Genomic DNA, 12,418 nt, shown 5'->3' with positions numbered 1-12,418 from the left:
GTTCAAATACCCGGACGGGACCACGCCCCCGTATGCCCCTCGACTCTCTCTCCGAAACCGTGGCCGCGGCGCTTCCCGACGCGCTCGGCGACCGACTCGCCGACGCGGCCGACAGTCGGAACGCGTCCGGCGATTCCGCCGCCGACTGCGGCTGTGTGACGGCGTTCTCGACGCCCACCGACCGCCCCGACGACGACACCTTGACGCTCGCGGTCGACGCCGGCGACTGCCCGCACCGCGGGTCGCTTTCGACCTCGGCCGCCTGTCGCGCGACGGTCGTCGAGGCGCTCGAAACCCGCGACGCCGACCGGCTCGTCGTCCGCGCCGACGGACTCGAACGCCGGTACGACGCCGACGCGACCGGCCTGCTCGTCGCCGCCGGCCGGTTCGCAGAGCGCGTCCGGTTCCGCGACGACCGCCTCGCCGACCGCGCCCGCGAGGACCCGCTCGGGGCCGCCCACGAGGCGACGGGTCGCGCCGGGCCTGTCCGCCGCGCGGCCGTCGAGACAGGACTCGCGGAGGGCGCGTCTCGAAGCGCCGACTACGGCGACGCGCTCCGGGCGGTCGTCGGGCCGACGCTCGCGCGCTCCCGCGTCGACCCCCGCCCGCCGGCCGACGGGCGACTCGTCGGGGCGACCGACCTCGACACCGGCGCGGTCGCCCGCCGCTACGACCGACCGCACGGTCCCGTCTACCACCTCACGCCGCCCGAATCGACGCTCGGCCACCGCGCCGCGCGGACCCTCGAAGCCGCCCACGACCGACTCGCCCGCGGCACCGTTGAGGCCGGCGCGCGCGCGCCGGGCCGCGCAGTCCGCCTCGTCGCGGACGCGGACGACCCGGTCGAGACGCTCTCGGCGATTCTGGCGAAGCACACCGCGGGCAACGGCGTCCTCGACGACCTGTTTTCTGACCCCGCGGTCTCGGACGTGTACGTCTCGACGCCCGCCGAGGAGAACCCGATTCGCGTCGTCGTCGACGGCGTCTCGATGCCGACGAACGTCCGCCTCGCACCCGGCGGCGCGGAGTCGCTCGCCTCCCGCCTGCGACGCGTGAGCGGCGCGTCGTTCTCCCGCGCCGACCCGACGCTCGACACCGTCGTCGAGGCCGGCGGCGCGACCGTCCGGGTCGCGGGCGTGACCGCGCCCGCCAGCGACGGGTTGGGCTTCGCGTTCCGCCGCCACGACGAGACGCCGCTGACGCTCCCCGCGCTCGTCGCCAACGGGACGCTGTCGGCCGACGCCGCGGCGCTCTGTTCGCTCGCGGTCGAACGCGGGGCCTCGGTCCTCGTCGCCGGGTCGCGCGGAGCCGGCAAGACGACGTTCCTCGGCTCGCTCCTGTGGGAACTCCCGCGCGACGTTCGCACGGTGCTCATCGAGGACACGCCGGAGCTCCCGGCGTCGAGCCTGCTGGACGCCGACCGCGACGTGCAGACGCTCCGAACCGACACGACCGGCGGCCCGGAGCCGACGCCGCAGGAGGCGCTCCACGCGGCGCTCCGACTGGGCGACGGCGCGCTCGCGCTCGGCGAAGTCCGGGGCGAGGAGGCCGCCGTCCTCTACGAGGCGATGCGCGTCGGCGCGAACGCGAACGCGGTCCTCGGAACCATCCACGGCGACGGAGCCGCCGACGTGCGCGAGCGCGTCGTCTCCGACCTCGACGTCCCGGCGTCGTCGTTCGCCGCCACCGACCTCGTCGTCACCTGCGAGCACGCGGACGCACACCGCGTCGCCCGCGTCGAGGAGGTCCGCCCCGTCGGCGACGACGCGGCGTTCGAGACGCTGTTCGAACACGACGGCCGCGCCCTCGAACCCACGGGGTCGGTCGCGCGCGGCGACAGCCTCGCGGTCGAGTCGCTCGCGCGCCCCGGCGAGTCGTACGCCGACGTGCTCGACGCGCTCGACGCCCGCGCCACCTCCCTCGACTCGCTCGCCGAGACGGAACGGACGGCTCCAGACGACCTCGCCGCGGCCCGAGCGGAGCGTGGTGCGGGATGCTGAACCCGGACACGGCCACGAGCGAGGGCGCTGACTCCGATGCGTCCCGGTTGGCCCACGCGGCCGCGACGACGCTCGCGCGGCTCTCGCCCGACTCCGTCGACGCCGAGCCGAGCGACGAGCTCCGCCGCTCGCTGGCGTTTCTCGACGCCGACCTCGACGCGGAGACCGTCGTCGCCGCGGGCTACGGCGCGGCGCTTCCGGCCGGAGTGCTCGGCGGACTCGTCGCCCTCGTGGCCCGGCTTCCGACCGTCACGGTCGTCTTCGTCGCGCTCGCGGCCGCGCTCGGCGCGACCCACGCGGTTCACACGCTTCCCGTCTGGCTGGCGACGCTCCGCCGGACGCGGGCGCTCGGGAACGCGCCGGAACTCGTCGGCCGCATCGCGCTCCGGATGCGCATCGAGCCCTCGGTCGAGCGGGCCAGCGCGTTCGCCGCGCGCGGCGGCGACGACCCGCTTTCGGCCTCGCTCGCCGCGCACGCCGACCGGGCCCGCGGGACGCCGACCGCGGGACTCTCCGAGTTCGCCGACGCGTGGCGCGCGTGGTTCCCGGCGCTCGACCGCTCGACCGCGCTCCTGCAGACCGCCGCGGACGTGCCAGCCGGCGAGCGCGACCGGGCGCTCGACCGCGCCCACGAGGTCGTCCGCGAGGGGACCCGCGACCGCCTCGCCGACTTCGTCGGCTCCGTCCGCGGACCGGTGACGGCGGTCTACGCCTTCGGCGTCCTGCTCCCGCTCGCGCTGGTCGGCGCGCTCCCCGCCGCCGGCGTCGCCGGCGTCGGCGTCACCGCCGCGCACGTCGCCTTCGTCTACGACGCGGCGCTTCCCGCGTGCCTCCTCGCCGCCGTCGGGTGGGTGCTCGTCCGCCGGCCCGTCGCGTTCGCGCCGCTCTCGGTCGCCGCCTCCCACCCCGCCGTCGACGACCACCGTCTCCCCGGCGTCGCCGGCGGCGCGGTCGTCGGCGTCGTCGGCTTCGTCGCCGCCGACGCGCTCGTCGCGCCGTGGCTCGCACCGCTCGCCGCCGTCGGGCTCGGAACCGGGACCGCGCTGTTCGTCGCGGCCCGTCCGGTCATGGCGCTCAGAGCGCGCGTCCGCGCGGTCGAAGACGGCCTCCCCGACGCGCTCTACCTCGTCGGCCGCGCCGTCGGCGAGGGCGAGGCCGTCGAATCCGCGCTCGCCCGCGCGGCGACTTCCGTCCCCGGCGCGACCGGCGACCTGCTGGACGAGGCCGTCGGCGTCCAGCGCCGTCTCCGCGTGGGCGTCGCCGAGTCGTTCCGCGGCGAGTACGGCGTCCTCGAATCGACCCCGAGCCCCCGCGTCGCTGGCGTGGCGACGCTCCTCGGCCTCGCCGCCAGCGAGGGCCGACCCGCCGGCCGCGCCATCGTCTCGATGGCCGACCAGCTCTCAGCGCTGTCCCGACTCGACGCCGAGGCCCGCCGCGAACTCGCCTCGGTCACGGAGACGCTGTCGAACACGGCGGCCGTCTTCGGGCCGCTCGTCGCCGGCGCGACCGTCGCGCTGGCCGACGGGATGGCCCCCGCGAAGACGCTCGACCAGACGGCCGTCGCCGCGCCGCTTTCGACCGGTGACCTCGGGCTGGCCGTCGGCACGTACGTCCTCCTCTCGGCGGTCATCCTGACGACGCTCTCGGTCGGCGTCGAACACGGCCTCGACCGCCACCTCGTCGCCTCTCGCGTCGGTCGCGCGCTCGTGTCGGCGACGACGACGTTCGCCGTCGCGTTCGCCGCCGCGGGGGCGCTCGTCTGAGCCGCCGCGACTCCGTGCTGAGGTTTATATACCCGGACGGGACCACCCCGGTCTATGCTCGACGCACCGCTCGATACGCTCTACACGTGGGCCGCGCTCTCGGTGGCCGCGACCGTCCTCGTCGGGACGGTCGCCGGGCTTCCGACCACGCCCGCGCCCGACGCCTCGGGAGTCGCCGACGCCGTCGACACCGTGGCCGTCGCCGAGTACGACGCGACAGCCGAACACGACCTCGACGCCGACGCCGTCCGACTCGGCCCGCACCGAATCGGACTCCGAAACGACGGCGGCGCGGCGCACGCCACGTTCGGGTTCGGCCCAGTCACGCCGGCGACGCCCGACTCCCGACTCGGTTCGGTCGCCGCCGGCACACCGCCGAGCGCCGTCTTCGACTCGCCCGCCGCGCTCGCCGCCGCGGCCGAGACCGCACGCGACCGGGACGCCTCGTGGCGGCCCGCCGGCGAACTGCTCGTCGTCCGCCACGTCAACTGGGAGGAAACGGATGTCACCGTCGTCTCGGCGTAGGGCACAGACCTCGCCCGTCGCCGCGCTCACCGCCTTGGTCGTCGTCTGCGCGGCGATTTCGTGCTACGCGACGGTGCTCGACGACTCGTTGCCGACCGCCGACCGCGACCTCGCGCCCGCGACGCTGTCGAACGTCGAGTCCGCCCTCGCGGACGACTCGGGCGTCGTCGTCCTCTCGCGGCTCTCGGACGCCCGTGACGCCTGTCCTGACGGCTTTTCCTGTCGCGTCGTCGTCGCGGTCGACGACGACCGCCGCGCCGTCGGTCCCGACGCTCCGGCCGACGCCGACGCGGACTCGACTCGGGTCACCGTCCGCGCCGAACCCGGACGCGTCGGGTTCGGCACGCTCCGCGTCGAGGTGTGGCGATGACCGACCTCGTCTTCGACGTGACGGTGTGTCTGCTTCTCGTGAGCGCGAGCATCGGCCTCGTCGTCACCGCGGACGCCGGCGCGGACACCGGCCTCGGCGGCGACGCCGCGGTCGACGCCGACGGGGTCGCGTCGTCGCTGGCGACGGGCACCGCGACGGTCAACTACTCGCTCGCGCCCGGCGTCGACGCGGCCGACCCGTCGTTGCTCGATGCCGACGGCGTCGACCCCCGCGAACTCGAACGGACCGCCCACGGCAGTCTCGCCGGTCTCCTCGCTCGGGCGGCGCTCGGCGCGGTCACCGTCGACGGCGCTCGCGTGACCCGCGCCCGCGACGACTTCCGCAAGCGGACCGCCGCCCGCGTCGCCTCCGAACTCCCGACCCGCGGCGTCTCCGTCGCCGTCTCGTGGACGCCGTTCCCCGGTTCGTCCGTCCGTGCGAACGACACCCTCGGTCCCGCGCCGCCGTCCTCGGCGACGGTTCACTCCGCGACGCTCGACGTGCCGAGCGGGTTCCCCGCCGCCCGGGAAGACGCGCTCGCCGCAAGCGATGACGGCTTCGACGCCGTCGCTCGGCTCGTCGCAAACCGGACCGTCGCCGGGCTGTTCCCGCCGGCGCTCGCCCGGCTCGCGCTCCGCGGCGACGAGCCGGTGTCGACGCTGATGACCCATCGGTACGAGCGGACCGGCGCGCTGGCGGGGGCCTCCGTCGCGCCCGAGGTCGCCCGCGAGGAGACCCGCGCCGCCAACGCCGACCTCGCGGCGGCGCTGAACCCGCGGTTCGCCGAGACGATGCGCGACCGGTACGACACCCCGCGCGCCGCCGCCGAGGCGGTCTCAGTGGGGCGCGTCACCGTCGTCGTCAGGACGTGGTCGCCGTGAGACTCGCCGACGACGACCGCGGCCGGGTTCCCTTCGCCCTGCTCGGCGTGTTACTGCTCGTCGGGAGCGCGACGTTCTCCGGCGCGCTCGCCGGCCACGACCCCGTGGCCGACCGCCGCGTCGACGACGCGATGGACCGCGCGAGCGCACAGGCCGACGCCGCCGTCCGCGCGGCCGTCGGCGACGCGGCGCGCGCGGCCGCGGCGAACCCCGTCACCTCGCCCGCGAACACGACCGTCGGACGACTGCTCTCCGACGAGCGCCCCTTCCGCGACTATCTCCGGCTCCGCATCGGGCTGGCCGCGACAGAGCGGCTCCGCGCCGTCTCGGTCGCCCGCGGCGACGTGAACGCGACTGCGACCCTGCCGCGACCGACGAACGAGTCGAGCCTGCGAGACGCGATGGACCGCGTCTCCATATCGAGTCGCGAGAACGGGACCGTCCTCGTCGCGACCGTCGAGAACGTCTCGGTCGAAGTCGCCCGCGAGGGCCGCACCGTCGCCGCCGAGGACGCGACCGTGACCGTCGGCGTCCGGACGCCCGTCCTCGCGCTCCACGACCGGACCGAGGCCTTCGAGCGCCGTCTCGACGCGAACGCGCTGGACGGCGGGACGCTCGACGCGACGGTGACGACCGGTCTGTGGGCCTCGGCGTGGACCCGCGGCTGGAGCCAGTACGCCGGCGCGCCCGTCGACAACGTCGTCTCGAACGACCACGCCGCGCTGGCGACGAACGCCGGCGTCCTCCTCGCCGAACAGCAGGCGTTCGGGGCGACTGACGCCGACGGCCGCGGCGCGACCGGTCGCGCCGCCGTCCGCGCCGGTGCCCAGAGCCTGCTCTCGCAGACCGGGGTCCCCGCCGCGCCCGAACTGGCGAACGCGCTTCCCGCACCGAACCCGGCCGCGGAGTCGGCCGCGCGCGAGATACCGACGAACCGGACTATCAACGCCTCCGTCGGCTCCGCCGCCGACCACGCGCTGGTCGGCCTCCTCGACGGTCGCGGCGACGCGCCGGCCTACGACGACGTGGTCGCGGACGCCCACCGCGCCGCGGTCGAAATCGACGCCGAGACGGACGTTCTCTCCCGAATCGAAGACCCGCCGGAGCACTCCGGACGCGGGTGGACGCTCGTCAGCATCTCGACCGACACGTCGTCGTCGGCCGAGACGGTGCCGACGCGAGTGCCGGCGGTCGAAGCCGACACCGTCGTCATCGACGCCGGCTCCCGCATCGTGACGACGGTCGAGACGACCACTCGGACGTTCCGTCGGGGCAACGAAACGCTCCAGACCGAAGCGCGAACGGAGACGCGGACGCGCGTCGACCTCGCGGCCGTCGTCGACCCGGCCACCGTCTCCGCCCCCGTGCGCCCCCTCGACCCCGCGAGTACCCCCGGCGGCGCGCTCGACGGCGAGAACTTCGCCGCGGCCGCCGACGCGGCCGCCGACATGGTCGTGTCGCGCGGCGGCTTCGACGACATCGCCTGCGACGTTGCGACCGGCGACCCGCCCGAGCCGCGGCAGGCGACCGCACCGGCGGCGGACGGCCTCGACCGCTGGGTCCGCGCGGACCTCGTCGCGCTCGCCGACCGCGTCAGAGACCGACGCGTGACGGCGTCCGCACGGCGGGTCGCCGCGGGCGAGGTGAACCTCGCCGCGGAACTCGCGGCCGACCTCCGCGCCGACCGCCGCGACCTCGTGGGCGCACCGACCGCCTACGACGGTGTCGCCGACCGGACGCGCGTCGCGGTTCGCGCGACCTACCTCGACCGCGTGCTGGCGACGCTCGACCGCCGGGCGAACCAGACCGCGGCGGCGAGCGACGCGGCCGACAACGCGAGCCGGGACGCGGACCTCGGGTCGCTCTCGGAGGCGGTCCGCGCCGAGGAGGTCGCCCGCGCGGCGCTCGGCGACTCGCGAGCCGACGGCGCGAACGGGACTGGCAACGAAAGCGGCGTCCGCTTCGTCCCCGACGCGGACCCGATGTACCTCTCGCTCGGCGGCCTCGACGGCGCTTCGGTCCCGACGGTCGCCCGCGGCGGCACCTATCACCCGCTCGTCGCCCGCAACACCAACCTGTTTACGCTCCCCTACGGCGACGCCGCCGACACCGTTCTCGAACCGGTGTTCGGCTCGAACCGCCGCGTCCCGCTTCGCGTCGCGGCCCGCACGCTCCTCGCGGCCGACTCGACGCTCGAAAACACGAACGGGACGAACGAGACGCTCGCCGACAGACGCGACCGGCTCGAAACCGCGGTCGACCGGTCGGTCGTTCCCGCGGAGACGGCCGCCCGCCACACGCTTCGCGACCACACCAATCACTCCGTGACGGAGCGCCAACGGATTCTGGAGCGCTCGCTCGGCGCGTGGGACGACCCCGCTCACCGGGCGCTGGCGATTACGAACGGCTCCGCGGCGCGCGCAATCGCCGTCGAGGCGGCCGCCCCGGGAACCGTCGAGGCCGACCTCCTCGAACGCCGCCTCGACGTGGCGTTCAGAACCGTCCGCCGAGACCGCTCGACGACGGTCCCACAGCGGCTCACGAACCGGACGGTCGAGACGACGCGAACCGCCCGTCAGCAGGCCGTCGCCGACGTGGCGACCGACGCGGCGATGAACGCCACCGAGGACGCGGTCGCCGACCGCCTGAACGACACGCTCGACTCGCGGTTCGACACGCCGTTCAAGCGCGTCCCCGCCGGGATGCCGGTCGCGCCCGTCCCCGGCTCCTGGTACGCGACGGTCAACGTCTGGGACGTGGCGGTCGCCGGCGAGTTCGCGCAGTTCCGCGTCCACGCCCGCGGCGACACGGAGTCGCTGACGTACGCCCGCGACGGGTCGCCCGTCGCCCTCGACTGGGACGGCGACGGCGTCGCCGAGACGGTCGGCCGCGGCGACCGCGTCTCGTTCGACGTGGAGACGACAATCGTCGTCGCGGTGCCGCCGTCGGGCATCGGCGTCGGCGACATCGACGGCGACGCGGACGAGCGCTCCGAGGGGTGGCAGGGAGGACCGGGCTGTACCGTCGCGGCCGACTGTCCGCCCGACGAGTAGCCGCCAATACGACCCGAGTGGCAACCGTTTTGCCGCCGGAACGCCGAACCCGCGGTGTATGTTGCACGACGCCGCCGCGGAGCCCGGAACCCTCTCGGCCGACGAGTTGCGGGCCGCCTACGAGGACGAGATTCGCCGCGCAGTCGACGCCGCAGGGCCGGAGACGGCCGCCGAGGCCGCCGGTGTCTCGGAAGCCGCGCTCTCGAACGGCGTGTTGGACCTCACGCTCGAACAGGCCGCCGCGGTCCTCGAACTCACCGACGACAACCCCGACGCCGACGCCATCGTCTGGGAGTTCCGCGACCACCTCCTCATGGGTATGACGAGCGGTATCCTCGACGTTGACACCCTCGCGTCCGAGGTCGACCTCGACCTCTCCGGACAGGAGATTCAGCAGGCCATCGAGGGCCGCACCGCCGCCACGTTGAACGAACTGGCCGCCATCCACCACGCCATCGCCGTCCGAAACGAGCGATGAGAGTCGCCGTCCTCGGCTGTGGCTACGTCGGCCTCGAACTCGCCCGCACGCTCGTCGCCGACGGCCACGACGTGTGGGGCGTCCGCCGTTCAGACGACGGTCTCGCCGCCGTCGAAGCGACCGGCGCGGAAGCCGTCCGCGCCGACGTGACCGACGCCGACTCCCTCGGCGCGGTCCCCGACGTTGACCACGTCGTCTTCGCCGCGAGTTCCGGCGGCCGCGGGGCCGACGCCGCCCGGACCGTCTTCGTCGACGGCCTCCGAACGGCAATCGACCGGTTCGCCGCCCGCGACTCGCCGCCCGAGCGTCTCGTCTACACGTCGAGCACGGGCGTCTACGGCGACCACGGCGGCGACTTCGTCGACGAGTCCACGCCGCTCGACCCGACGACGGACAAGACGCGCGTCCTCGCCGAGGCCGAGCGCGTCGCCCGCGAGCACGCCGCCGAGCGGGGAATCGAAGGGACCGTCACCCGGTTCGCCGGACTCTACGGTCCCGATCGCTACCGACTCGACCGCTATCTGAACGGCCCGGTCACGGCGGGCTACCTCAACATGGTCCACCGGGACGACGCCGCGGGCGTCGTCGCCTACCTCCTCGAAACCGACCGCGCCCGCGACGACACCGTCCTCGTCGTCGACGACGAACCCGTCTCGAAACACGCGTTCGCCGACTGGCTGGCCGACGAGTGCGGCGTTCCGCGCCCCGAAAAGCGCACGAAGGAAGAACGCCTCGACGCGGGCGACCTCTCGGCGGCCGCCCGTCGCCGCGTCCTGACGAGCAAGCGCTGTTCGAACGACCACCTCCGCGAACTCGGCTATTCGTTCGCGTATCCGACGTATCGGGAGGGTTACCGGGCGGCAATCGACGCCTACCGAGCGGACGGCGACTGACCGTATTCACGGCTCGACAGGTTCGAACCGCCGAAATTCTGTCAATCTGGACAACTCGATTAGGGGGAATATTCATACGGTAGGCCCCGGTCGTGTTGTGTATGTTGGGTCCGGTGGGGCAGTTCGACACGGGTGCTATCTTCGAGTCTCTCGACTCGTTCGTGCGCACTCACACCGAGGTCGCGGCGGCACTCGTCGTCGCGCTCGGTGCCCTCGCGCTCGTCGTCTACGCCGGGATTCGGTTCAAGCGGCCGATGGGCACGCGCTTCGCCGAGGCGCTGGAGGGCGTCGACGAAATCGCCGTCCTCATGCATCCGAACCCGGACCCCGACGCCATGGCCGCGGCGATCGGCGTGGCCTGTCTCGCAGAACAGGTCGGCACCACACCGACCATCCAGTTCGCCGGCCAGATTCGACACCAAGAAAATCGCGCGTTCCGAACCGTTCTCGACCTCGACTTAGACCCAATCGACCACGTGAGCGACCTCGCCGCCGAAGCGGTCGTCCTCGTCGACCACAACGCGCCCCGCGGCTTCGCGGGTGCGGAGGGCGTCCTCCCCTACGCCGTCGTCGACCACCACCCCGGCGACGGCACCGGCGAGGCCTTTACCGACGTGCGGACCGACTACGGCGCGTGTTCGAGCATCGTCGCCGAGTACTTCCGCGACGTGGGCGCGAAACCCGTCCCGCCGGACATGCACGCGAGCGAGGTGAACGCCTCCTACACCGTCCCCTCGCAGGTCGCCACGGGCCTCGTCTACGGGATTCTCACGGACACCAAACACCTCACTGCGGGCTGTTCGGCCGCGGACTTCGACGCCGCCGGCTTCCTCTTTCCCGGCGTCAACGAGGACCACCTCGACCGCATCGCCAACCCCGAGGTCTCCCGCGAGGTGCTGGAGGCGAAAGCCCGCGCCATCGCCGGTCGCGACGTGCGCGGCCCCTTCGCCGTCGCCGACATCGGCACTATCTCGAACGTCGACGCCATCCCGCAGGCGGCCGACGAACTCATCCAACTCGAAGGCGTCACCGCGGCGGTCGTCTGCGGCGAACGCGAGAGCAACGTCTACCTCTCGGGGCGCTCCCGCGACGACCGGGTCCACATGGGTCGGACGCTGGAGTCCGCGCTCGACCACTACCGCGGGGCGAGCGCCGGCGGCCACGCCCGGATGGGCGGCGGGCAGATAATCCGTCCCGACGCCGTCACCGACGGCGGCGACGGCGAGTCCGTCCCCCGCGACGAACTCGTCGAACACATCTTCGAGGCGCTGTCGGGCGATATCTGACCCTCGGACCGGACCGCCGTCGCCGGACGCGGACCGGTGGCCCTTAACAGCCGGCCGCCGTAGGCCCGCCCATGGCTACAGGACGGGCGACGTGGGCCTACCGCGACCGGTTCGGCGACAGCTTCGGCCGCACCTTCTACCGCCGGTTCGGTCCCGGCGTCGTCTCCAGCATCGGCATCGGAACCTACCTCGGCGAGCCGACCGACGCGGTCGACGAGCGCTACCGCGAGTCGCTCGGCTCCGCGCTCGAACACGGCGTCAACCTCGTCGACACGGCGTCGAACTACCGCCACGGGCGCTCCGAGCGTGTCGTCGGCGACGCGGTCCGCGGGGCCGACGTCGACCGCGACGCCGTCGTCGTCGCCTCGAAGGCCGGCTTCGTCCCCTTCGACCGCGAGCGCCCCGCCGACCCCGGCGCGTACGTCCGCGAGACGGTCCTCGACGCGGGCCTCGCCGACCCCGACGAACTCGCACACGGCAGTCACACCATCGCGCCCGCCTTCGTCGACGAGATGGTCGACCGGTCGCTCGACCTGACGGGACTGGACCACGTCGACTGCTACTACCTCCACAACCCCGAGACGCAGTTGGCCGTCGCCGACCGCGAGACGGTGTACGACCGCGTCGAGGCCGCCTTCGAGGTGCTCGAACGCCGGGTCGCGGCCGACGATATTGGCCGCTACGGCGTCGCAACATGGGAGGCGCTCCGGGTCGCGCCGGACCACGACGCCTACCTGTCGCTCCCCGAACTCGTCCATCGGGCCGAGCGCGCGGCCGAGACCGTCGGCAACGACGACCACTCGCTCGAAGCGATTCAGCTCCCGTTCAACGTCGTGATGGCCGACGCGTTCACCGTCGAGGCCCACGACACCGAGGCGGGCGAGGCGATGAGCGCCCTCTGGTACGCCCACGAACACGGCCTGCACGCCTTCACGAGCGCCAGCCTCGCGCAGGGCGACCTCGCCGCCGAGATTCCGGCATCGGTGAACTCGGTGCTCGCGGGCGACACGGCGGCCCAGCGGGCGCTCAACTTCTCGCGGAGCGCCCCCGGCGTGACCGCGGCGCTCGTCGGCGCGTCGTCGGTAGAACACGTCGCGGAGAACGTCGCGGCCGGCACGTTCGACCCCCTCGGGGCGCGGGCGTTCGATTCGGTCTTCGAGTGAGCGGTC

Annotated in this window: 10 protein-coding genes; all 10 read left to right on the top strand. The window is 73.9% G+C overall.

All coding sequences use genetic code 11. From position 1 onward, the window contains the following. The first annotated feature begins 32 nt into the window (after positions 1–32). The 10 genes from IEV64_RS13215 (at position 33) to IEV64_RS13170 (ending at position 12,412) form a co-directional block, all read left to right on the top strand. Positions 33–2,000: a type II/IV secretion system ATPase subunit gene (locus tag IEV64_RS13215; protein WP_188424063.1), complete on the top strand. Its 1,968-nt coding sequence runs from the start codon at positions 33–35 to the stop codon at positions 1,998–2,000. Beyond that, on the top strand, positions 1,994–3,763 hold the full coding sequence (locus IEV64_RS13210) for a pilus assembly protein (RefSeq protein ID WP_188424062.1): 1,770 nt from the start codon (positions 1,994–1,996) through the stop codon (positions 3,761–3,763). Before IEV64_RS13215 ends, IEV64_RS13210 begins: the two co-directional genes overlap by 7 nt. Before the next feature lie 54 nt (positions 3,764–3,817). Continuing rightward, positions 3,818–4,288: a DUF7283 family protein gene (locus tag IEV64_RS13205; protein WP_188424061.1), complete on the top strand. Its 471-nt coding sequence runs from the start codon at positions 3,818–3,820 to the stop codon at positions 4,286–4,288. Then, positions 4,266–4,658 (top strand): DUF7285 family protein, encoded by a 393-nt coding sequence (locus IEV64_RS13200; RefSeq protein WP_049920478.1) that lies wholly within the window; start codon positions 4,266–4,268, stop codon positions 4,656–4,658. Before IEV64_RS13205 ends, IEV64_RS13200 begins: the two co-directional genes overlap by 23 nt. Continuing rightward, positions 4,655–5,539, top strand: a complete 885-nt coding sequence (locus IEV64_RS13195; protein ID WP_188424060.1) for a DUF7284 family protein — start codon at positions 4,655–4,657, stop codon at positions 5,537–5,539. Before IEV64_RS13200 ends, IEV64_RS13195 begins: the two co-directional genes overlap by 4 nt. Then, a complete protein-coding gene (locus tag IEV64_RS13190; protein ID WP_188424059.1) occupies positions 5,527–8,592 on the top strand; it encodes a DUF7286 family protein in 3,066 nt (1,021 codons plus the stop codon). The genes IEV64_RS13195 and IEV64_RS13190 overlap by 13 nt, the downstream gene beginning before the upstream one ends. Positions 8,593–8,650: 58 nt before the next feature. After that, entirely contained in the window at positions 8,651–9,070 is a 420-nt protein-coding gene (locus IEV64_RS13185; RefSeq protein ID WP_004971272.1) for a DUF5791 family protein, read from the top strand. Further along, on the top strand, positions 9,067–9,963 hold the full coding sequence (locus tag IEV64_RS13180) for an SDR family oxidoreductase (protein WP_007275165.1): 897 nt from the start codon (positions 9,067–9,069) through the stop codon (positions 9,961–9,963). Before IEV64_RS13185 ends, IEV64_RS13180 begins: the two co-directional genes overlap by 4 nt. 101 nt (positions 9,964–10,064) lie before the next feature. Continuing rightward, positions 10,065–11,249: a DHH family phosphoesterase gene (locus IEV64_RS13175; protein ID WP_049920549.1), complete on the top strand. Its 1,185-nt coding sequence runs from the start codon at positions 10,065–10,067 to the stop codon at positions 11,247–11,249. Between the two features lie 71 nt (positions 11,250–11,320). Then, positions 11,321–12,412 (top strand): aldo/keto reductase, encoded by a 1,092-nt coding sequence (locus tag IEV64_RS13170; protein WP_188424058.1) that lies wholly within the window; start codon positions 11,321–11,323, stop codon positions 12,410–12,412. Positions 12,413–12,418: the final 6 nt, after the last annotated feature.

Source organism: Haloferax sulfurifontis, assembly GCF_014635105.1.
Taxonomy (GTDB): domain Archaea; phylum Halobacteriota; class Halobacteria; order Halobacteriales; family Haloferacaceae; genus Haloferax; species Haloferax denitrificans.
Note: the sequence above shows the minus strand (reverse complement) of the source record. Positions and strands in the feature narration are given on the sequence as shown.